General features: G+C 43.4%; 15 protein-coding genes and 1 pseudogene. 7 read left to right on the top strand and 9 right to left on the bottom strand.

Annotated elements, in window-relative coordinates; all coding sequences use genetic code 11:
- Nucleotides 1–265: 265 nt before the first annotated feature.
- Together AB4558_RS21275 and aspT are read right to left on the bottom strand one after the other, a co-directional pair.
- A pseudogene (locus AB4558_RS21275) lies at nucleotides 266–970 on the bottom strand (bifunctional aspartate transaminase/aspartate 4-decarboxylase); the annotation flags it as partial.
- Nucleotides 971–1,121: 151 nt separating this feature from the next.
- A complete protein-coding gene (aspT, locus tag AB4558_RS21270) occupies nucleotides 1,122–2,837 on the bottom strand; it encodes an aspartate-alanine antiporter (protein ID WP_372159086.1) in 1,716 nt (571 codons plus the stop codon).
- A 471-nt stretch (nucleotides 2,838–3,308) separates the two neighbouring features.
- Here aspT and AB4558_RS21265 point away from each other — a divergent pair, with 471 nt between their 5' ends.
- From AB4558_RS21265 to AB4558_RS21240, 6 genes are all read left to right on the top strand, one after another.
- Nucleotides 3,309–3,521, top strand: a complete 213-nt coding sequence (locus tag AB4558_RS21265) for a DUF1656 domain-containing protein (protein ID WP_017059802.1) — start codon at nucleotides 3,309–3,311, stop codon at nucleotides 3,519–3,521.
- A 10-nt stretch (nucleotides 3,522–3,531) separates the two neighbouring features.
- Nucleotides 3,532–4,398: an HlyD family secretion protein gene (locus AB4558_RS21260; RefSeq protein ID WP_017059803.1), complete on the top strand. Its 867-nt coding sequence runs from the start codon at nucleotides 3,532–3,534 to the stop codon at nucleotides 4,396–4,398.
- A 9-nt stretch (nucleotides 4,399–4,407) separates the two neighbouring features.
- Nucleotides 4,408–5,763, top strand: coding sequence for an FUSC family protein (locus tag AB4558_RS21255; RefSeq protein WP_102397843.1), 1,356 nt, complete (start codon nucleotides 4,408–4,410; stop codon nucleotides 5,761–5,763).
- A 326-nt stretch (nucleotides 5,764–6,089) separates the two neighbouring features.
- The gene (locus AB4558_RS21250) at nucleotides 6,090–7,748 is read left to right on the top strand and encodes a hypothetical protein (protein WP_372072923.1); all 1,659 of its coding nucleotides are present in this window, start codon (nucleotides 6,090–6,092) and stop codon (nucleotides 7,746–7,748) included.
- A gap of 218 nt (nucleotides 7,749–7,966) precedes the next feature.
- Nucleotides 7,967–10,231, top strand: coding sequence for a carboxylesterase family protein (locus AB4558_RS21245; protein ID WP_372072921.1), 2,265 nt, complete (start codon nucleotides 7,967–7,969; stop codon nucleotides 10,229–10,231).
- 79 nt (nucleotides 10,232–10,310) lie between these two features.
- A complete protein-coding gene (locus tag AB4558_RS21240) occupies nucleotides 10,311–11,768 on the top strand; it encodes a phospholipase D family protein (protein WP_372072919.1) in 1,458 nt (485 codons plus the stop codon).
- A 101-nt stretch (nucleotides 11,769–11,869) separates the two neighbouring features.
- Here AB4558_RS21240 and AB4558_RS21235 read toward each other — a convergent pair whose 3' ends face one another.
- From AB4558_RS21235 to AB4558_RS21205, 7 genes are all read right to left on the bottom strand, one after another.
- Nucleotides 11,870–12,634 (bottom strand): aspartate/glutamate racemase family protein, encoded by a 765-nt coding sequence (locus AB4558_RS21235; protein ID WP_372159085.1) that lies wholly within the window; start codon nucleotides 12,632–12,634, stop codon nucleotides 11,870–11,872.
- A 228-nt stretch (nucleotides 12,635–12,862) separates the two neighbouring features.
- Nucleotides 12,863–14,581, bottom strand: a complete 1,719-nt coding sequence (locus tag AB4558_RS21230) for an autotransporter assembly complex family protein (protein WP_029235239.1) — start codon at nucleotides 14,579–14,581, stop codon at nucleotides 12,863–12,865.
- A 213-nt stretch (nucleotides 14,582–14,794) separates the two neighbouring features.
- Nucleotides 14,795–16,084 carry a DEAD/DEAH box helicase gene (locus tag AB4558_RS21225; protein WP_372072915.1) on the bottom strand — a complete coding sequence of 430 codons (1,290 nt, stop codon included), beginning with the start codon at nucleotides 16,082–16,084 and terminating at the stop codon, nucleotides 14,795–14,797.
- Between the two features lie 201 nt (nucleotides 16,085–16,285).
- Nucleotides 16,286–17,026, bottom strand: a complete 741-nt coding sequence (locus AB4558_RS21220; protein WP_017059811.1) for a DUF1223 domain-containing protein — start codon at nucleotides 17,024–17,026, stop codon at nucleotides 16,286–16,288.
- A 175-nt stretch (nucleotides 17,027–17,201) separates the two neighbouring features.
- Nucleotides 17,202–17,390, bottom strand: coding sequence for a hypothetical protein (locus tag AB4558_RS21215; protein ID WP_017059812.1), 189 nt, complete (start codon nucleotides 17,388–17,390; stop codon nucleotides 17,202–17,204).
- Nucleotides 17,391–17,703: 313 nt separating this feature from the next.
- Nucleotides 17,704–18,705: a TerC/Alx family metal homeostasis membrane protein gene (locus AB4558_RS21210; RefSeq protein ID WP_017059813.1), complete on the bottom strand. Its 1,002-nt coding sequence runs from the start codon at nucleotides 18,703–18,705 to the stop codon at nucleotides 17,704–17,706.
- A gap of 574 nt (nucleotides 18,706–19,279) precedes the next feature.
- Nucleotides 19,280–21,019: a bifunctional UDP-sugar hydrolase/5'-nucleotidase gene (locus AB4558_RS21205; RefSeq protein ID WP_372072913.1), complete on the bottom strand. Its 1,740-nt coding sequence runs from the start codon at nucleotides 21,017–21,019 to the stop codon at nucleotides 19,280–19,282.
- Between the two features lie 238 nt (nucleotides 21,020–21,257).
- On the opposite strand from AB4558_RS21205, the gene AB4558_RS21200 reads away from it, so the two are divergent.
- Nucleotides 21,258–23,009 carry an ATP-dependent endonuclease gene (locus AB4558_RS21200; protein WP_372072911.1) on the top strand — a complete coding sequence of 584 codons (1,752 nt, stop codon included), beginning with the start codon at nucleotides 21,258–21,260 and terminating at the stop codon, nucleotides 23,007–23,009.
- Nucleotides 23,010–23,029 lie beyond the last annotated feature (20 nt).

The following is a 23,029-nucleotide window of genomic DNA, read 5'->3' as shown; positions in this document are numbered from 1 at the left end:
GAGTTTGAGTAGTCATAATAGATACCTTACTTTCATAAATTTTAGCAAGTCGATCCCCTTCCCTATGTTTGGCCAGGGAATCGCTTAGTGTTTTAATTGGATTGACGTCTTAGACTGACGTTATAGTCTGAATTACATACCAGCGTTGACGGAGATAATGCCGACGATGATTGGTCCCCAAAGGGTCAATAGCACGTTGGCTACTGCGTAAGTCACTGTGAATGAGAATACTGGAGTTGCATTGCCTGTTTTTTCCATCAANNAGCTGCCAAGTGGTCTCATCAAGGCGTAGCTCTACGATTTCCAGCTCATATTCTGCTAGCTCTGGGATTTCTAGGTAAGGGGTAAAGATTGGCGTGATTAGCGCAACTTTGTCACCTTTTTTCAATAGACCATTGTTGAACATGGTTGCGAACGTGTACGTCATTGACGCAGTGCCGCCTTCTGTTGCGAACAGGTCAAAGTTAGTCGTCATTGGCATTGGGCCGTACATCTCTTCTGCGATGTATTGTTTAACCACTTTCTCGATGTTCACTAGCATACGTGGTGGCACTGGGTAGTTACACGCAAGGTAAGCCAGTACTAGCTCGTTTAGGAACGCTTGTTTTTCGATGCCTAGACGGTCTTTTGCGTAGCTTAGTGCACGACGTAGGAAATCAACGCCTTTGTCTGTTGCATATTGGCTTGCGAACGTGTCGAAACGCTCAACGATGCCGACGCCATCAGGGATACCACCGAAATCACCACCGAGGTAAGCGTAGTTACGCTCTGCTTCTGCTACCGCAAACTCACCAAGACGGATGAAGGCTTTACGAGGTAGCGTTGCTAGGAAGTTAGGGTTACCACGACCTGCATCAAGAAGTGCACGATCTGGCACAGCTTGCGCCACTTCAATCAGTTTGTCTTTTAGCTCGAATGGGCTTAGGTCAGCGAATTTTGAAAAATCGATAGTTGGAGTTTGAGTAGTCATAATATTTACCTAATAATTTAATATTAAACACTTGTAATTAAATAAAGTGTTTTACTTAAGCGTGATTATTCAGGCCTACCCTATTTTTGATTGGGTAGGTCTGTTAATAAGTTGATGATTTTTTAAATCTATAATGAGTTGTAGGTTTTAATTACATACCCGCATTAACGGTAATAATGCCGACGATAATTGGGCCCCATAGAGTCAGTAACACGTTGGCTACGGCGTAAGTCACAGTAAAAGAGAATACTGGCGTTGCGTTGCCTGTTTTTTCCATCAATGCAGCGAACGCTGGGTTTGCACTTCGACCACCGGTTACACAACCTAAAGCTTCTACCGGATTCTTTATCTTCAAAACAAAGTAAGAGAAGAAGAACGAAATAATCTGTGGAATGATGGTTACCGCAACACCCAAGAATAGTAGGCTCATACCGTGTTCTTTGATGGTGTCTACCGCTTGAGGGCCAGCCTCAAGACCAACGATACCCACGAATGCTGCTAGACCGAAGTCGCGAATAAAGCTTGCTGCTGATTCTGGGAATTGCGCCACATGTGGGTTACGGCTGCGTAACCAACCAACAATCAGACCTGACACTAGACAGCCTGCACCAGAGCCGATAGTGACCGGAATACCTGCAATTTTGAAGTTGATTAGGCCAATCAAAAGACCCAATACCATACCCATGCCTAGTACAATGAAGTCAGTCATTGTTGCTGAGTTCATTGGCTTACCGATTGTACCTTGAACACGATTAATATCGCTTGGTGAGCCAGTTAATTGAATAACATCATTTTTCTTAACAACAAGGTCAGCGTGAACTGGGATTGATACACCTTCGCGAAGGTAGTCAGTCACATAAACACCACGGTAAGTGCCTTTGTTCGCTTCTGATTTGATTTGACCTAGTGTACGGCCAATCAGTTGTTTGTTGTCTGCGATAAGCTGACGGTTCTCTTCAATGACTTCGTACTCTTCTGGAAGCACAACTTCAGAGCCAACAGAGTCACCTTTCAACTGACTAATGGCTTTACGAGTACCTGTGATAACCAGAACATCGCCTTGTTGAAGCTTAGTAAATTTGTCTGCTTCAATCGCTTTGCCATCACGCTCGATAACTTCGATGCATGCGTCTATTGAATCTTGATTGATTTGGGCTAGTGTCAAACCATTCACTTTGCTCTCTGCTTTGATTTCAAAAGCGCGAGTCTCAAGTTTTGTCATCGCATTGAATTCACCAGCACCAAGCTCTGCATTACCATCTGAGTTCGCTTCTGCCATTTTGATTGCTTCAGCGCGGATATCCCATTTCATTAGTGTTGGGAATACCCATGTCACCATTAGGATTGGACCTAGAGAACCGAAGATGTAAGTTACAGCGTAACCAACAGCAACGTTAGTTTGCATCAGATGTTTGGCTTCTTCAGACACACCACCCAAACGGGCGATCGCATCGCCTGCAGTACCAATGATCGCAGACTGAGTTAAACCACCGGCAGCTAGGCCCGCAGCAGTACCTCTATCTAAGTCAAACAACCACGCAGCGGCAAGTACACACAATAAGCCTGAAACCGTCATAACAACCGCAGACAACAGAATGTTGATGGTTCTAAAGTTAAGCGCTTTAAAGAATTGTGCGCCGCCTTGATAACCCACAGCATAAATAAAGAGCGCAAAGAAAATACTTTTTACGCCGGGATCAATCTGAACACCAAATTGCCCAATAATTACGCCCATTAATAATGTTCCGGCCACACCGCCTAAAACAAATCGGCCGATAGTAATTTTACCAACCATATAACCCAATGAGAGTGTAATAAATAGTGCGACAAATGGTGCCATGTCAAACAGATTAGAAATAATGTCCATGACAAATTTACTCTTGTTACTAAACATAAGGAGTAAATAATCTAACGAATAACTTAATAATGATATTTGTTGGATTATTCAAAATAAATAAAGCATCTCGTTGCTTCGAACCGAATATTAAGAACAAAAGGTTTTATTATGTAATCCCATTTGATGGATCAAATCATCACTTTAACTGTTCGCATAGTTTTTGAAGTGCAATTTACACCTTAAGTGATTGGTTTAAATAGATTTATCTTAAACCGGCAAAAGTAGATGATTTTCGAAATCAATTTCAATTAAGTGTTTCCACTTCAAGAACGACAACCTACCTACCCTTGTTTTACTGGCTTACGGCTCTCAACAAAGAGGCAGTTGGCATAATCACCGAATAAAGTTGGATTTTGATGGGTACGATCCTCTATAAGCGATTATCACAATAAATCGAACTCCGTTATCGTTGCATTCATCAAACAAATAGAGAACAGAACCATGAATACCATGCCGCATGAGCTTGTGTGGGATGAAGTCTACTTCCCACCGCTGTTATTGGTTATCGCACTGGCTTACATACTGACAATGCTAACAGGGTCAATCGCGACACGGTTTGGCCTTCATAAGTACGTCGCCTTTCCTGCAATAGCAGAACTGAGCTTGATCGTGATTTTTACTGGCGCTATCGGCCATTTTATTACCATTTTTTGAGGCACTTACTGTGATCAAACGTTATCTCATCACACTTTTATTATTGGCTGCTGCGGGAACTGTGGTTTATAGCTATTACCAGTCGTACTCAAGTAACCCATGGACCAGAGACGGACAAGTCAGCGCTTATATCGTCTCGATTACACCTCGAGTCACGGGTCAAGTCATTGAAGTGCATGTCGAAGACAACTCGAAGGTAAAAAAAGGCGATCTTCTTTTTGAGATCGATCCGAGTATTTACAAGGCGACCTACAGAAAAGCACTTGCGACTCAAAAACAAGCATTTGCCCTACTCGCCAAAGCCAAAAACGAAGAGCAACGCGCGTTGAATTTAGAGAAAAGAACGCCCGGTGCCGTGCCCGTGCTGACACTAAACAACTTGAACAACGCGGTAGAAACCAGCGCCGCAAATGTCGAACTGGCAAAAGCGAACGTAGAAGAAGCACATCTCAACCTTGAGTACACCAAGGTATATGCGCCTACTAACGGCTATATCACCAATCTGAACCTACGTGTTGGCTCTCAAGTTGTCGCGAATTCACCTGTGGTTGCGCTAATTGATGAAGATAGCTTCTGGATTGAAGGTTATTTCAAAGAGACTGATTTAGTCGGTGTCGATGCTCAGGACACTGCTTATGTGACCTTAATGATGCACAACAATGTTCAGCTAGAAGGACATATCAAAAGTATTGGTTTTGGTATCGCGAAGCAAGACGGCAGCACAGGTAATGATTTATTGCCAAACGTGAACCCAAACTTCCAATGGATACGCCTAGCTCAACGCATCCCTATCAAAGTGAAGTTAGACAAAATACCAGAAGACGTACAACTGCGTGTTGGTATGACTGCCTCGATCAAAATAATCAAAAATAGCTAGGTGATTCTTATGTTCACTGCATCGACTAAAGACGCGATTAAAGTCGCACTCTCTATCGTTATCGCAATCTGCCTAGCGTTGTGGTTTGGTTGGGAAAAACCGTATTGGGCTGCGATAGCCGTCGCAGTGATGGCATTGAACGAGAGCTTCGCCCATTCAATAAACAAAGGCCATAACCGGTTAATGGGAACCTTGTTAGGGACCGGTTATGCCTTTTTCCTCATTGCGATGTTTTCACAAGATCGATTTTTGTTTCTAACATTTCTTACCGTGTTCTTAGGCACTTGTATTTTCATGTCTAGTGACGAGAAATACGGCTACATCTTTTCAATAGGATTTACCGTGTGTTCGATTGTTGCTTGTCTGGGCGGGTTTGATAACCAAACCACCTTTCACTTTGCTGTACTTAGACTTCAAGAAACACTATTAGGTGTTGTTGTGTTCTCTATTGTGTATCGCATCGTGTGGCCTGTGAATACTGAACTCAACTTTGTACAACGTTTCGAAACCAGTAAACAAGCGTTGTTAGATGCGATGGAAAAAACAGACAACATCGACATTGCCGCACTTGAAAGCAACACCGCGAATATTGATAAGCTGTATCAACTTTTAGATCTGCCACTGACCGGAAGCTACCACCTTAAAGAGAACATCCAAACATGGCGCTTGCGTATCGATGAAATGGCACATATCCAAGATACATTACTCAAACAAAGTAACAGCGAATCAGACTTAGATATCCAATGGGCAGTTCTTACTCACAACTTGAAGACGTTCGATGTATTAACACCAGAACAATCTCTTGTTGAGGGTGAACTCAATGTCATAGGTGATCATAAAGACGTGTCTTGGCATCATGCACATCGCACGTTTGTTGAACATTTGAATGAAGATGGGCGCAAAGTACTGCAAGGCGTGTCGATGTTTATCACATCGCTGTTGGTTTGGATTTATCTTCCAGTTCCAGGTGGTTTCATATTTCCTATGTTAGCCGGTGTATTCTCTTCTATGGTGCCGACCATGCCACCAAGCGTTATTAAGGACGCTTTTTATGGTGTGTTGGGTACAGGGTCGGTGGTTCTGTTGCAATACATCTTTGTGATGCCATTAATGACAGAACTATGGGAGCTGGGACTATTCTACTTCCTTAACATTATGGTGATATGGAAAGTGTTCGCGACACCTAAGCTCATGGTACACCGAATATTGGGTATTAACTTATTAGTTGTTCTCACATCTGGTGCGCTCAACCTCACACCTGTTTATGGAATTGAAACGCCACTTTTGATGCTCGTAAACATTTTGATTATTCTGATGATAGCGAAGTTGTTTACTGATCTATTTAGAGTGAGGGTAACTGCTTAGAACTAAATGCGCTTAACAACTCACAACAAAACGGTCTGCCAAGTATTTTTACTTCACAGGCCGTTTTTTTATCTATTGAAAATCATTATAAATCAATTGATTAACGCTAATTATTACTAAGTGAGGATAGCGTCCATCAAAAGCGATTAACGCGATCTGCCACCTCCTCTTAAAATCCTCTCATTGATTGACGCAATGCATTTTTAGTCGCGACATTCACACTAGCAATCCTAACGGATAAATACATAACAACTGAACACGACGTTCAGTATTACATCGACTGTTTGAGTCTCGAAGGTTTGAGGCCACTCAGCGTGGAAACCGTCATGAGTTTTTTTGAAATACGCACCAGCGCTTGTAAGACCCATACTCTTTCTGTGTTAGCGAGCGCCCTATTACTTACCACCCCCAATTTTGCGTCTGCGGCAGAAACCAAGACTTACAGCGAAGTTATGGAAAAAGGTCGAGCACTATTTGACAAATATGGCATCAGTCATGATTTACCAAAGCTAGCAATCAGTTCGCTCGTACAGGGCGAACACCTAGTTGAACACGCACATCGAACCATACAAATTGGCGATGAGGTTCGTGACTCAAGCGTCTATCTGATAAAAAACACAGACAGCAAAGGCAACATCGACCTGCGCGTCAAATACAACCCGCAAGAGCTGGATGAAAACGAAAAACTGATCGATGAAATTGAAGAGTTTACGCGCACTGAGTATCGACTAAGAAATTATGCAGAAAGCTTCGATCCATCGTCAGTGAAAGTCAATGAAAAAGACAACGGCGACGTGACCATTAGCTTCAACTATTCGAAATACGGCTTACCACAAGACATCGCCTATTTCCGTTTCTTGAATGTTGATATTGAACTTGTAGGCGGCACACCAAAACGCATGGTAATCACCAACGACAAGCCATTTAATCTTGGTAAGTCAAAAGTCGATACCTATTACCAAGTGATTGATTTCCAAACGTTAGACTCTGGTAAAGTCGTTATTGAACGTAAGACAACTAACATCGAGGGTACGTCTAAAACGAAACCGATGACCATGAGCGCTGTAACTGAACCCGTCGCAATTTATGAAGACGACAACGGCGTTAATGTCCTGCATGAAGAGCGTCTAAAAGAAGTTTCAGATCCTCGTATGCAAGAAGCGAGTGTTAAGTTAGATCGAGTATTCCCTTTAATGGGTGACATGGTGCGTCGTCAAGGTATCGATTTGCCATTACCATTCGGTGTTTCAGTTGCTTATCGCAATCAAGACATGAACCTTCCTATGACCGATTACGTCATTAGCGGTGTGCGCTTGAATGACCTATTCGACCCGGAAGACAGTGTTGCGACGGTCAAAGCGGAAAGTGTTTCGATACGCGGCGACGTAAATATCTTGCCATTCTGGAATGTATTCGGGTACGTAGGAAAGGTAAACGTTGATGCGAATATTGACGCCTCTTATACCGGCGCTGCGGGAGAATATCTACAAGATAAACTCAATAACAAATTACCTGGTCTAGGCGACAAACTGTGCGAGGGCGTATCAGCACTGTGTAACAGTGGGCGTTTAAATGTACCACTCCATCTCGAATATGACTTACGCGGTGCGGGTACAACATTATCTGTTGGTTACAAAGAGTTCTTTGCCTCAGTGACCGGCACCTATTCACAAACCCGTCTGAAAGGGATGGATGATTGGGGTGACGGCATTGTCACGATTCAGCCAATGTTGGGCTACCAATTAGTTGATTATCGCGCTCAATTCTTCGTTGGTGCTGAATACCAAGGTTTAGATTCACGTATGCAAGGTACTGTAAAGACAGACGATATTGAGTTTGATTACGACGTTGGTGTCGACATTAACCAGTGGGCATTTTTAACCGGAGTCAACAAACAGATTGGCAAGCATTACAACATGACCGTGTTGTACAACAAAGGTGAAACTCGTTCGGCTGTGACATTGAACCTTGGCTATCGCTTTTAGACTAAATCTAACCAAATTTCTGATGTGAACCTACGTTGTATTAGGTCGACATCATACAAATGAAAACGCGCCAACGTTGGTTATCCAGTAGATAACACACGAAGAAACACAACGTCAAATGCTCCAAAGACGGAGCCATCACCTTATGGATCTACAGGTTTGACGGTATCGATGCGCGGTTCGTTATTTTACCGAATTCTATTGTGGACACATTTTTTATGACTATTGCATATCGTTCTCTCATCGCACTCGCTATTGCGGCCGCTCTTGCTGGCTGTGACACAGACGTTGAACCAACGGTTCCAAAGCCAGATAAACCTGAACCTCTCGTACCTGCCCCTGCTGAAACGTTTACTACTCAAATCGGCGACGCGATGATCACAGCGTCTAAAGAAGAGCTGGTGATTACGTCTAATACCGAAGACGACAAACTGGCTTCAGTTGAGTCTTTTAAAGGCATTAAATTTGCCGACGCAGATCGTTTTGAGCATAGTAATCCTGTCGACTTAACTGAGCTGATGAATTCAGAAGGCATTGTTGAAGCAACGTCGTTTGGTGATGCATGTCCTCAATTGAAGACCGTTTCACAGACACAATCTGAAGACTGTTTGAACCTGAACATTTGGCGCCCAGTAGGCGTAGATGCTGATGCAGACCTACCGGTTTATGTATTCATTCACGGTGGTGATTTCGAATACGGTTCTGGTGCAGAGCCGCTCATCCAAGGTGATACGGTTGTAGCGCAAGGCGCGGATGAAGGTAACCCGTTCATTTACGTGACATTTAACTACCGTTTAGGCTTGTTGGGCAAACAGTGGGTCGACGGTGGAGACTTCAAAGAAGGTGGCAACTTTGGCATTGGTGACCAAAAGCGTGCTATGCAGTGGGTTAACGAGAATATCGCTCAGTTTGGTGGTAACGCTGAAAACGTCACTTTGATGGGCCAAGGTTCGGGAGCAATGTCGGTTGGCATACTTCAACAAACCGATGGTAAAGAGCCAATCGCCGGTGACAATGGTTACTTCAAACGTTCAATAATGCAAAGTAATGCGTATGGTTTTGAATATCAAAGTTATGATTCAGCAGAAACAAATAGTACTTCTATTTGTGAAGCGACTGGTGTTTCACAAATAGAAAGCGACAGCAATACACTCAAATCAGCACTCAAAATCTTGATGGAATTTTCTGACGACTTCAAAGAAGTATTAGAGCCGATTGTCGATGGGATGCCTGATCAGGTGGATACTACCGTTTGTGTAGACAACTACATAGAACTACAAAAGCAACTACCTCTCAGTTCGATTTTAGAAGCTCAAGATAAAGTATTACTCGATCCAATCAACAAAACACTAGATTGGGTTATCGAAAGTGTATTGACGTTACAAAACGACATTCCACTACTAAGCCATGACAATAATACGCCAATGACAAACTTGTTACCTTTCGCACCCTATGTCGAATATAAATCAATATTTTCTAAAGGTCATCATCTGGTCTCACAACCTGCGCTGGATAACCTTTCAGTACCAACCGTCATTGGTAACAATGAAAAAGATGCGGACACGATGGCTATGCTGCCTAGTCTTACATTCTTAATTCCGGCCATTTTGGAGCTATTAAAGGAAGATGTAGACAGCGGTACTTTTGAATCGCTAAGTGAAAACAATCGAGGTTTAGAAATCGCGGTATGGCTGCAACTTGATGGCAATAAGCAACGCATTATCGATATGGTGTCAGCAATGTCTGCTGAAGAAGTTCAAGCGCAGATTGAACTCGGTGATGTGCTGAATTTACTACCATCCACCGCATATGAAGCCGTGACCAAGCTATTTTTTGGCCTAGGTAACTCTGACATGAACAACGAATTACTGGAACTTGCAGACTACAAGCCTGAGTTGGAAAATGAACTGGGTGGTGCAACACAGAACATGACTGAGTTCAAAATGCTGATGAATGACATGCTATTCCAAGCGCCAGCACGTAACCAAGCGATTCGTTCAACTGAAAATGCAGACGTATACGCGCCAGTTTCAATGTACCATTTTGCGTTCAAGCCTAGCTTCAACGTTTGGACATACAATACTCAAGGTGAAGATGGCGATTTAGATATCGGTGACCTGCTAAAAACGTTTGCTTGTATCTCCGGTGCTTGTGGTGGTTCAGAACTGCCGTTTATTTTCAACAAACCGTATAAACTAGACGGTTCAGAAGTGAGCCTAAGTTCAAAAGACCAAGCTCTGATGAACGACATGTCTCGCCTATGGTTCAGCGACAATCTGTTTACAGACTATGAGTACAGCCAGCAACAAGATAACGTAATGTTCGTCGATGGTGATGGTCAAATCATCATTGAAGACAATTGGGACGCTCGATTCAACGGAGCTGCAGATGGCAATATGCTTAACGGCAGACTTCAAGGCTTAAATGATCTTGAACTTACCTTAAAATACATGCCTGATTACGAAATTCCTAATCAGAACTAACGCTTAATCATCAATCACTCACACAATGGCCAGTTATCTGGCCATTGTCACCTCTACCCTATTTTTACGGAACATCACAATGTACTTCACACGTGTTCACGCGCTGATGGTGCTATTTTTGTCGATCTTAGTTACTGGCTGCGCCCAACCTTACCCCGATGTTGAACCCGACTTCGAAGCTAACTGGCAAAGCACAGAACATCAAGCTCAAGTCTATTTGATCCCTAGTGCGCCTGAAGCCTTTGCTCGCCGCATTGATCTGGTTCGCCAAGCCCAACATTCCGTAGATATGACCTACTTCTCTTGGGAAAACGACACTCTGGGTCTGATGCTGTTAAACGAGCTGAAACACGCCGCTGACCGCGATGTGGCCGTGCGCCTCACACTGGATGACTTGTTGGTATTCAATGACAAATGGCTTGCGGAGTTGGACTCACACGCCAATATTGAGATTCGACTGTTCAACCCTTTTGAGTCACGTAAAGCTGGCTGGATTGGTCGTGCGCTCAACTTCTCTACTCATCAAAAACAGTTAGATAATCGACTGCATGAGAAATACTTTAACGTTGATCACCAATCGATGATCCTCGGTGGGCGCAACATCGGTGATGACTACTTTGGCTACAGCGAAAGTGCCAACTTCTTTGATATGGATGTGCTGTTTAAAGGCGACGTGATTGCTGCTTTCGACCGAAACTACCAAGCGTTGTGGAACAGTGAGCATGTAGTGCCAATTCAAGAACGCATTAAAATCAAAGAGAAAGAGCAATACCAAGCGTTCACCAAAGCGTTGAACAAAGGTGAAAAGAATCAAGCATTGATCACGTCTGAAGTCGAAAGGCAGATAAAGAGCTTAAACCAACCGAAGTTCATTTCAGCCTCTGTCACGCCGGTATTTGACTCACTGGAGAAACTCAATGACAACAAGCCCTACTTTCGCCAACGTATTGAACACTTGATGAAGCAAAAAGTACCGACACCTTCTAAGGTTATTATTTCTACGCCTTATATGGTGCCAAGCGATAACAAGTTTGTATTCGTCGATGCACTTAGAGAGAGCGAAGCCGAAGTCACCTTACTGACGAATTCATCGGCTTCTAATGATTCGGGCTTTGTGCCTGCGTATTACGAAAAACACCGTGAGACTCTACTCGACAAGGGCGTAAGTATCTATGAGTACAAAAGCCAAGCGATCAATGATGATCACTACTTTCATGTTGATACCTACTACCACAACAAGACAGTAATTTTAGATGAGCGTGTCACCTATATTGGCTCTTCTAACTTCGATCCAAGATCAGACTTTCTCAACGTTGAGTTTGGGGTGTTGGTTGACAGTGAAGAGTTTGCGAAGCAAGTGACACACTACTTAACACGTCAGAAAGAGGAGTTGTTCTGGGCTGTGTCGCGAGAACAATCAGGTGACACCATCTGGGCTTCAGAGGAACAAATCCATACTAAGAACCCGAACTACAGTTCATGGAACAAGGTACCTGATTGGTTATTTCGAAAAATGAATGGCGAGTTCGAGCTTTAAGTGTTCAGCTTCGAATCTTAATTTTTAATTTTCTCCAGTCCAAATGTAAAAAAGCCGCGTAATTCGCGGCTTTCTCATGTTTCAAATACACGTATCTGAGCTTATAGACGGTAGGTCATCGCTCTTTGGGCTACGTAGTTCACCATATCAAGCGTTGTGAAGATCGAATTAACATCATTAATGTTGTAATCCACATGTCCACGCTCCACATATTGCTCAGCGAGACGGTAAATATCAACGACACGCTCAGCTACCGCTTCCATAGGATCAATAAAAGTGACTGTTGGAAATGCCGTTTCAAGTTGCTTTCTAACCAAAGGAAGTTCCGTGCATCCCCAAATAACCGTATCAACGCCCTTCTCTACGATGGATTGAATCGCTACAGCAAGCAGTGCGGCATTACGCTCAAACTCGCCCGCTTTGATCCCGTTGGTTTCTCGGATTGCTTGTCCACACTCTGTCATCTCACCGGTTACTTCACCATAGATAGCACTATGCACGTTATGCTCTTGCTCAAAGGCATCTGGCTTAACAAACACCAGATTGGCGTCAGTTAAGTAACGGTCATAGATTCCCGAGTTGTAAGTACCATTGGTACACAGAATACCAACAATTGCTTCCGGATTGTCTTCTTTGATCTGATCAACCGTGGTTTGAAGCATGTCGACGATATAAACGTTGGTGTGCTTTTGAACCTCAGGTCTAAAGTAATGAGCGGTGTTACAGGTCATTACGCCAAACTGAACATTGGCATGTTCTAAAATGCACGCTGACTCAATCAGTTCAGGCACAGGATCGGTACCGCCTTCGTTAATCACTTCAGATCGATCGGGGATATCTGAGTTTTTCACCACTATCATGGCCATGTGGTCTTAGTCTTTAAGTGCGCCGTGTTCAATTTCTTTCTTGGCGACGATATCTTGGAACAGAGCATCTGCTTCAGGGCCCATATTACCAAATACACCGAATCGTAGCTTTTTCATAGTTTTTACCTTTGTGTTTGCTAAAGCACAAAGGTTATTACGCTCTTTCGATTTACTTGAATCCTATTAGATGGTTCGCATCCTCGCGAGTGCATAAACAGCGTACAAAAATCAGAATTGAGTACCAAAGGAAAAATGAATACGAAATTCGTCGCCTTCAGGCGCATCTAAGCCGTAAGCAAAATCGAGCTTAACTGGCATTAACTGTGAGTTCCAAATCAAACTCACGCCCGTCCCACGCTTCCAATCCGCTTGTTGATCAAATGCATCACCCACATCAAGAAATGCGCCCAACCAAATTGAACGATAGACTTGATGCTGATATTCGAGCCCAGCAGTTAACATATAACGTGCCCCCGTTAGTTCACCATTCTCGTCTCTAGGGGAGATAGATTCGTAACCATAACCTCGCAGGTTTCCATCGCCACCAGCAAAATACCGCAGTGACGACGGCACATCAGATAATGATTTGGCAATGTTGATGCCTACGTTGGAGCGGAAATGGAGCTTCTGCCTGTCACTAATATCCCATGAAAGGACACTGTTTCCTTCCAACCGCAACAGCCTTGAGTCAGAGAACAGACTAGGGTCAGAATACTCGACAGAATAGATGTGTCGATGATTGAGCTCCAACTGATCATTTTTACGATCAACCTGAGAAAAACTGATGCCAGGTAACAGTAATTGCGATTGCTCTTCCTCAGACGCCTGACGGTACTGTTCGTGCAAGTATTTGACATAAATGGTGCTTTGCCAATCACTGTCTAATTGCCAGTAACGTTCGAACTTAAGATCGTTTGTAAAGCTATTGGTGTCTCGATGATCAATTCGTTTCGATTCAAACTGAATACCAAAGTAATCCGTTGTGACTTTCTCTGTGGGGATTTTGTACCCCAACTGAAGTGATTGCTCCTGTTCAGACAAATATGTCTGTGTTTCAAAGCTGTGGCCTCTCCGGTTATACCAAGGCTTTGACCAACTGAGAGAGGCGCGTAAACCGAGATCTGTAGAATAGCCGCCACCGACCTGCACGATATTTCGAGAACTTGGCTCGGCAATGATTTCAATTGGAACTTCTAGGTTGTCATCAAGTTTGTCAAAGTCACCATGTACGATGACACTTCGAAACCATTGAGTGTCTGACAAATCAGATTGCAGTTCACCTAACTTGATGGTGTCAAAGTCATCACCTTTTTTAAAGGTGGGTATTTTCTCGATACGAGTAGGGTCAACCCCATCATCAGGAATACTTATAGAACCGAACTTGTAGCGTGGACCACTTGCAAAATACAAGTGTATATTCGCGATGTTCTCGCTAGGAATAACTTCAATCTTTGACTCGATAAACCTGCCGTCAAAATAACCTTTCCGCTTTGCTAAAGAGAAAATCGCACGCTTAGTTTGGTCGTATTCTTGGTGAGACAAAGTTAAACCTGAGCCTAACTTGCTTTGATTGAGTATATTGATGAACTCCGCATCTAGGCTAGCTTCACCTGTTATTTTTACTATCGATTCTGCGATGCGCATGACAGGACCAGAATCGATGTTAATGATCACGTTATCAGAATCATTGAGGTCGATATCGAGCTGTGGGTGATAATAACCATAAGGGTTGAGTGCATCTTGAATACGTTTAGATAGCTTCGTTTTCGATAGCTGTGATGCAGGAACATCGGCTAAAGGTTCTAAATATAATTCTACATTTTCGGTGAGAGTTTTATTAACCCCTTTAACCTCAAATTCAGCAGCACTAGAAGAGTGTTGGGTAAACAGGAAAAATGAAGTGGCCAGCACTAATTGTTTAATCGAGGTCTTCACGCGGTTACCCAATTGCTCAAAACCCGAACAGGTTATGATCAAAGCGTTAAATCGCTGAATCTCTTATGGAGGACGCTATCCTTCGAACGGATTATCGGGTTGTTTAACACCGCAACAGTCGTTTATTAACGACTCAAATCCCAGCCCTACAGACACAAAAAAGGCGCAATTAAGCACCTTTGAATGTCTATTACTTATTGATTTATATGGCTTGCTGACTCAAGATCAGTTGTTGTTCAGCCACACATCTTGGTTTTTTGGAGCTTTCTTCTTCTTTTTCTTCTTGCCAGTACCGGCCGGTGGCGCAACAGGTTTTAGTGCTGCGATCAGTTCAGCTGTCGCTTCTTCATCCACTTCAAAGCCTTCAATTTGCTCACGCTCAAGACGAATCTTGTTCTTCTTCTCGATGATTTTGAAGTGGTGGTAATCTTCGTGATCGATCAGAGATAACGCAAGACCAACTTCACCTGCACGACCACTTCGGCCGATACGGTGCATGTAGTCTGACGGGCTACGCGGTAAGTCAAAGTTGATTACCACTGGAAGCTTCTCAATATCCAGACCACGTGCCGCGATGTCTGTCGCGATCAGAACGTCAATCTCGCCAGATTTGAAATCTTCTAGGATACGAGTACGTGAACCTTGACCTTTATCGCCGTGGAATACTTCTGCGATGATACCGCGCTTGTAAAGCTTGTCTGCTAGGTGCTCACAGCTGTTCTTCGCATTAACGAAAATCAGAGCTTGGCGCCATTCATGTTGTTGAATTAGGTGTGCGAGTAACGCTGTCTTGCGACCTTTTTCTACTTCGAATACACGTTGAACCAGTGTGCTCGCATTGGCACTTTGAAGTTGAACTTCAATTGGATCGCTTAGAAGTTCGTGAGTCAGCGTTTTAACTTGCTCTGGGAAAGTTGCAGAGAACAACAAGGTTTGTTTTTTGCTCGGCAAGAGCTTCAAGATTGCATCAAGTTCTTCGGTAAAACCTAGGCTTAGCATTCGGTCAGCTTCATCAAGCACTAACGTTTTCACTTTGTCTAACTTGATAGCGTTGCTTGAAACAAGGTCAAGCAGACGACCCGGTGTTGCCACCAAGATATCAGTGCCGCCACGTAGCGCCTGCATTTGAGTGTTTACCGATACACCACCAAACACACAAACCGTTTTAATCGCGCCATTGAAATGCACAGCGTAAGATTTAACGCTGTCAGCCACTTGCTTAGCAAGTTCACGAGTAGGAACCAAGATAAGGCCAGAAACAAAGTTACCTTTGCCTGAACGACGGTCCAGAGGGGCATCTTCATGAATCTTTTGTAACAGTGGAAGTGCAAATGCTGCGGTTTTACCTGAACCGGTATTTGCGCCTGCAATTAAATCGCGTCCTGCTAACACACTTGGAATAACTTGCGCTTGGATAGGCGTTGGCTGTTGGTATTCAAGCTCAGATAAACGAGCCATCAAAGGAGAGATTAAGCCAAGATCAGAGAAGTTGGTTGGTGTAGTGGTGTTAGTCATTAATTGCAGGAACTCAAAGCTAAAATAATAGCGCGCTATATTAACGTATTTCAGCAGTATTACGTAACTAAATCGCCCTTTCGCTTCTATTTCACTGATTAATATCCGTCAGAAGCGAAGTTATCGATGTGAGAACCTCGATACTCGCCGTACCAACTTCGTCTAAGAGTATTCCAGCTACACAATTGTCGTGGGTTGCAGTTAGTTCAGCCAACCTGCTACCGTTTGTTCCGGTGCATACGAATTCGGCTCGGTTAACCAAACAGCGACTGCGTCTGGTGTAGCGACAAGTGGCTCAAAATTGATATTAAATTGCCATTCAGACTCACCACGCTGATAACCATCGTAAACCACAACAAAATCATGTTCGAGTTTCTTACCCCTGTTCTCGCCCGCCTTAACGCTGGTGACTTCGTTCATCGCCAGCAAAGCTATATGAGCAACATAATCCCCTTTGCCTTCGTAACTTACGCTGAACGTATCGCCTTTATAGTTGACCGTTAGCTTGGGGTTATTTTGTTGTTTGAGCGAAGGCAACGTTCTGTCTAACCAGTTAAAGTAACCGCGCCACTCTTTTCCATCGACAACAAAGCCGGGTGTGTAAACCCCACTTGTTACTCCATAAGCTTTGTACAAGCGTTGCTTCTGACTAAACGCCTTACTCGCGAACTTGTCGCCCCAACCTAAGTAATCCCAATAATCGACGTGATAGGCAAGCGGAATAACTTGTGTCCAAAGTTTTGGATGGTCTTCAAAAGTACTGAGGTACTGATCAGCAGGTGGACAACTTGAACAACCTTCAGAGGTGAAGAGCTCGATAACCTGTGCGGGCTGGCCTTCATTACTCCAGGTTTGTGCAAGCGACACTGAGGAATAGAAGCCGATCGGTAAGGCAAATAAACAAAGTTTAATCAATGATGAATTGCGTTTGGCGTGTGACATACCGAGATCCTTGTACAAAGCGAATTGAATGGCGCTCAAATACAGACCGTTATGCCTAGGTTTTTCTTTCAGGTGCTTAGTTTACGAAGAGATTGAGTTTATTTCAGATACAAAAACGCCAGCTTTAGAGGCTGGCGTTTTCTTAAAATTCTATATTTACATGTTAACGCTGAGATTAACGGTTAATACCGATATCGCGTTGCATGTGACCAGATAGGTCGCTTGCGTAGTAACTACGTGGAGAGTTGTCTACGAAAAGAATATCGAAAATGTGTGCAATCAATCCTTTGAAGTTAACCGAGTAGGTTTTCTTATCCATAGAGTTAGGAACAGCGATAGTATTCATTTGTACTGCTTGAGCCATGATTGCCTCTCTATAAATTTATTAATGTGTTTCGTTCTGATGACAAGAATAATAGGTGATCTTTTGCAGGTTAAAAAATGACTAAAATTAGATTTTGGGATTAGTTTTTCTAATAAAACAAACCATTAACAATGCCACAAAATAGATATGCAGATTATGTGAGTACAAATTCAATATAGTGTTTAAATCATGCATTTAGTACAAATACCCCGCAAACAACAGTGGCCAATGTCACAGAAAATTTACATAAATAAATTTTCCACTTCATCAGCCACGTGTTCATTATCGACTTTTCGATAAGTTATATTTGTTTTTAATTTACTTGTTCAATGCCTGGCTTCTTCGCATAAACCGACGCTATAACCGCAATCGTCATCGTAGAAACCAATACCGCCAATGACCAGTAAGTTGGGATAGCCCACTCGCTATCAACCAGAAGCATTTTCACACCAATGAACACCATGATGAATGAAAGCGCGGGTTTCAAATAGATGAACTTGTCCATCATACCTTGCAGTACAAAATACAACGAGCGAAGACCAAGTAACGCAAACACGTTAGCCGCAAGTACCAAGAACGGTTCTTGTGTTACCGCAAAGATCGCAGGGATAGAGTCTAATGCAAACATCACGTCCATGACTGCGATCGCACCGATGACCAACATCATTGGAGTGAATGCCCATTTAGCACCCTGTTTAACCATTAATGCAGGGCCATGGAAGTCCTCTGTTACCGGCATCACTTTACGAAGTAGCTTTTCAGGCAGAGTATTCACACTCTCCTCTTCGCCCTTGTCTAATGCCAGCTTAATACCTGTACCAATCAAGAACGCAGCGAACACGTAAAGCACCCAGTGATATTCCGCCAATAGCTGTGCGCCTAGTGCGATCATAATTGCACGAAGCACCAATGCACCAATTACGCCCCAAAGAAGCGCACGAGGTCTTAGATGCTCAGGAACTTGGTATTGAGCAAAGATCATCGCAAAAACAAACAAGTTGTCTACGCTAAGGGATTTTTCTAACAAGTAACCCGTAATGAATGACACGGTTGCTTTTTGCGCTGTGTAGTCACTGTTCGGCGCATAAATGTCCCAAAATAGGTAAATCGAGCCAGCAAACAAAAACGCAAGTACAAACCAGAAAACACTCCAGATTGCCGCTTTCTTGATAGTAACGTTACCGCCACGAGTCTGATAGATATCAATAGAGACGAGAATAACCGTTAGCAGGAAAAAGCCCGCATAAGTCGTCATGATTGGCGATGAAAAAAAGGATTCACTATTTGTAGATAATAGAGATTGAGTTGAGTTCATTATTCCTCCGGGCGGAAGAACTGTACAAAGACCTTCCGCAAACAAAGCATATCAAGCTCCATTACGGATCTTGACTGTGATTGCGTTGGTCTCGTTGAAGTGAAATATGGGATTTCACTTTTACATACCGGATAGACTCTTGGCCTAACGAGATGACGATATGTAAACTTGCGCTAACTACTCCCCAAACGCGTGGATAATAATCCTCTGGTTGTGTTTCGTCTATATAAATTTGCACGGAAAAAGCAAAAAAGGAGCAAACGCTCCTTTCTGATTGATGCCACTTTGTCAAATAGACACGCGAATTGATTCTAAGAATAAATTCGCAAGTCAAACACACTATTGCACTGCGTAATGAAGTTGCAAAAAGAGCAATTTACAGCCCTGCGGCAGGTATTAAATACACTAACGCTGACCAAACTGATACCCAACCGACAACCGCTACCGCATCTAACCAATCTTTCTTATCCATGCATATCTCCACAAGAAGGCGACCTGCAGAGATAAAGCATAAACAATGCCAATTTTATAAATAACCCAAAGTAATAGTGTTAAATATCAGTATCAGCTTTAGTTATCTAAAACACTCCATACAATTCAACGGTTCATTGAGTTGAAGCGACTCTGGGTGGTCTTGCAGAAACTCGATGAAGCAGTCTGCCATAGAGTCAGTGGTGACCGTGCCATCACCGATCATATCCAACACAGCGTTATAGCCCTCTTTGCCTTTCATTGTATAGGCTGACGACGCGCCCCGGTAAATACGGTTGCGAGAAACAGCTTGCCAACCTGAATCATCAGAGTGAATTTCTAGATGGTGAATCCTGTGTCCTATAGGCGCTTCTTTGTGGTAACAAAACCTCAAATTATGTGTATAAGGAAAGCTACCTGAACCTGTGCCCACGACACCATTATCAATCGCGTTATTGATTGCACCTTCAAGCATGCCAGCGATCGTTTCACCTTTTACTTCATACACACCAATAGGTACGGCAAACGGTAGTAGTTTTCCGGCAATATCGGCAACAGAGACATCGCCGCTGTTCAGTGAATGTCTTACACCACCGGCGTTGTGAATGGCAAAGTCAACCTGATGCCCTTTCTTGTTCATTAGATGGTGAAATGATTGAGCAACCAAGGGGGCTAGTTGACTCGGGCCTTTAGCATCTGGAATACGTACATGGCGAAGTTTAGTGTCTGCATGAGCAATCACTTGTTGCTGAAGCCTTCGAACTCGCGGCTGGTATTTATCCGTCAGAATGCTCTGCAGCTCAGGATCTTTCTTACACACTGCAATATTAGGGTGATTGTTTAAAAACTCACACGCCATATCGTGGGCATCGTCTTGCCCTACTTCACTCAGTTTCGCGTCTATAAAGAGTCGACGGCCTAATAACAGTTCGTTTTTACCATTGAAGTGCGTCACTTTGCCTTGAGAATCGAACTCGATTTCGCAGTGTCCTAAGCTCATGGCGTGGAAACCCGCTTGCACAACATAGGTATCGCCAATTTTCACACCGTATTCATCATCTTTAACTAAGCCGATATCAGAGAAATCACCTTGTAAGCGATGACTATGACCACCAACGATGACACCAATACCTGTTACGTTGGCTGCTAACTCTAAATCAGCTTCGTAACCAAGATGGCTAAGTAACACAATCTTGTTGATACCTGCTTGATGGATTTGCTCAATGGTCGCTTTTGCTGTTTCCAAAGCATTTTCAAACGGTGTATCGATATCTGGGTTAGCGATGCCTGCCATCTTGTCGATGCTTAAGCCGAATATTGCGACCTTCTCGCCATCAAACTCTTTCGTTATAAAAGAAGCACTTCGTGTTTCAGGCCGATAAGGCTTAACAATGTCGTTGTCCGCTAGCGTATGAGTTTTATTGATATCCTCATTCGATAGATTCCAGTTACCGGCCAACAGCGGGAATTTGATTCTTTTCGCGAAAATCGCAACGGGCTCATTACCCATGTCTAACTCGTGATTACCGAGCGTCATGGCATCTATATTAAGGGCATTCAACAAATCGGCATTGGCTTTTCCCTTGAATAAGGAAAAGTACAACGTGCCTTGGAAGCAGTCACCAGCGTGCAAGAACAAGGTTCCAACCTTCTGACGCTGGGCATCTTGTTCTATTTGTTTGAAGCGTGTTGAAATTCGAGCAAAGCCACCAGCACTGACATAAGGTTCAATGATGTGGTTGTTCATTTTAAGTGATAGCTGTAACGAGGTTGGTTCAAAGTATGAGTGGGTGTCGTTGATGTGTGCCAACACTATTTTTGTCGGCTTATTCTTTTTAGTCATATTTTCTTCTCTCTTTGTCCCTTCATACTAGGTCGAGAATCATGACAGAATCGTGAATTTTATGAAACTGCACTGCAAAAAAATACTCGAGATAGATCAAAAATCTCATTTTGCACCGTATTAATAAACAACGGGTTTTGTGACAGGTGAGCATACCGGATTTGGATTTTTCGATTATGATTAAAGATATCTGTTAGCTTTCAAATAATTAGCAGAGCCTTCCGTTAGGAGTAAGCCTATGCAACTAGAAAGAATCGAGATTTCTGGCTTTCGAGGTATCAAGCGCATGTCACTCGCGTTTGACGAGCTAACCACGCTTATTGGTGAAAATACTTGGGGTAAGTCTTCATTATTGGATGCCCTTTCCGTCATTCTGCCCTCAGACGGTGTGCCATATCACTTTGAAATGACCGATTTTCATGTCGATTACTCTGTTTCACACCCGCAGTCTCAACATCTTCAAATTGTTCTCGCTTTAAAAGCTAACGATAAGAGCGAACTTAACGCAGGTCGTTATCGCAAACTCAAACCTATTTGGGTTCAAGATGAATTTGGCGTATTTCGCATCTACTATCGCATCAGCGCGACGTTAGAACAGTATGAGACAACAACACACTATGCATTTCTTGGTTTGGACGGTAATCCGCTCAAACTCCATCACTCAGAAAAGCTCGCTCAAGAATTAATGACCTTACATCCTGTGATCCGTTTACGAGACGCAAGGCACTTTGATCGCCCTTTCAACGGAAATTCACTCAACCACAATGCTCACCTGCCGACTAATGTTCACGCAACTAATGCAAATTCAAACGGGAACGGGAACCATCACACGAGCAATGGCACAACAAATGGAAACGGCGCCAATAACGGTAATGGTCGACAAGCAAGAATAGAAAAACGAATAGACAACACCTGCCGCCGCCTTATGGCGATACCCGGACATGTTAATAAGGGTGAAATGCGCAGTAGCCTAGAGTCGATGCAAAGTCTGATTGAGCACTATTTTTCTTTCAAAAGTACTTCTCGTCGTAACCCTAGAAAACAGCGAGACGGATTGCTTTATTCTGCGGGTGCCAATGATCAAAGTATTCATCAACTTGTCGAAGAGACCAAGAACAAACAAACTCGGTTATTATTCATGGGGTTACTTAACGCTTATCTACAAGCTAAAGGGCCAAACGACTTAAGGCGATGTGCGCGCCCTCTTTTGATCCTTGAAGATCCAGAAGGTCGATTACACCCAACACACTTGGCAAGGGCTTGGAGCTTGATGCAGAAATTGCCCATGCAGAAAATCCTGACCACCAACAGTGGCGACCTACTTGCGGCGGTCCCACTTCAATCGATTCGTCGCTTGGTTCGTCAGTCAGATAAAACCATCGCCAATCAACTCAACATGAACCACTTCAGTAAAGACGAACTTCGACGAATTGGTTTTCATATCCGTTTCCATCGTTCAGGGGCGCTGTTTGCTCGCTGTTGGCTATTAGTAGAAGGTGAAACCGAGGTTTGGTTGTTCAATGAACTTGCCAACCAATGTGGCTATAACCTAGCAGCGGAAGGTGTGCAGATTATTGAGTTCGCCCAATCAGGACTTAAGGCGCTGATTAAGGTTGCACAAGAGTTTGGCATTGATTGGCATGTAGTGACTGACGGCGATGCGGCGGGTAAAAAATATGCCGCGACAGTGTTATCGAAACTCGGTAATGATCAGGAAAGACATCGACTCACCGAACTGCCTGATAAAGATATAGAGCATTATCTATATATGAATGGGTTTGAGAGCTTTTTCCGTGACATGGTTAAGATTCCATACGATCACCCTATCCCTCCAAAGAAAGTGGTTGCCAAGGTATTGAAGAAACATGCAAAACCCGACCTTGCACTCGCCATTGTTTCTCATTGCGAGAATCAAGGACAAGAATGCATTCCGCTTTTATTAAGGTGGACATTAAAACGCGTGATCACCATGGCGAATGGAAATACCTAAACATAATTTGTTTTATAGAT

This window comes from Vibrio sp. 10N.222.51.C5 (assembly GCF_041474575.1).
GTDB classification, from domain to species: Bacteria; Pseudomonadota; Gammaproteobacteria; order Enterobacterales; family Vibrionaceae; genus Vibrio; species Vibrio crassostreae_C.
This window is presented reverse-complemented; position numbering and strand designations above follow the sequence as displayed.

Bases quoted from the DNA above. Each gene is read 5' to 3' on its own strand.
- aspT (WP_372159086.1), bottom strand. From the start codon at position 2,837: ATGGACATTATTTCTAATCTGTTTGACATGGCACCATTTGTCGCACTA.
- AB4558_RS21265 (WP_017059802.1), top strand. From the start codon at position 3,309: ATGAATACCATGCCGCATGAGCTTGTGTGGGATGAAGTCTACTTCCCA.
- AB4558_RS21255 (WP_102397843.1), top strand. From the start codon at position 4,408: ATGTTCACTGCATCGACTAAAGACGCGATTAAAGTCGCACTCTCTATC.
- AB4558_RS21250 (WP_372072923.1), top strand. From the start codon at position 6,090: ATGAGTTTTTTTGAAATACGCACCAGCGCTTGTAAGACCCATACTCTT.
- AB4558_RS21245 (WP_372072921.1), top strand. From the start codon at position 7,967: ATGACTATTGCATATCGTTCTCTCATCGCACTCGCTATTGCGGCCGCT.
- AB4558_RS21240 (WP_372072919.1), top strand. From the start codon at position 10,311: ATGTACTTCACACGTGTTCACGCGCTGATGGTGCTATTTTTGTCGATC.
- AB4558_RS21235 (WP_372159085.1), bottom strand. From the start codon at position 12,634: ATGGCCATGATAGTGGTGAAAAACTCAGATATCCCCGATCGATCTGAA.
- AB4558_RS21225 (WP_372072915.1), bottom strand. From the start codon at position 16,084: ATGACTAACACCACTACACCAACCAACTTCTCTGATCTTGGCTTAATC.
- AB4558_RS21220 (WP_017059811.1), bottom strand. From the start codon at position 17,026: ATGTCACACGCCAAACGCAATTCATCATTGATTAAACTTTGTTTATTT.
- AB4558_RS21215 (WP_017059812.1), bottom strand. From the start codon at position 17,390: ATGGCTCAAGCAGTACAAATGAATACTATCGCTGTTCCTAACTCTATG.
- AB4558_RS21210 (WP_017059813.1), bottom strand. From the start codon at position 18,705: ATGAACTCAACTCAATCTCTATTATCTACAAATAGTGAATCCTTTTTT.
- AB4558_RS21205 (WP_372072913.1), bottom strand. From the start codon at position 21,019: ATGACTAAAAAGAATAAGCCGACAAAAATAGTGTTGGCACACATCAAC.
- AB4558_RS21200 (WP_372072911.1), top strand. From the start codon at position 21,258: ATGCAACTAGAAAGAATCGAGATTTCTGGCTTTCGAGGTATCAAGCGC.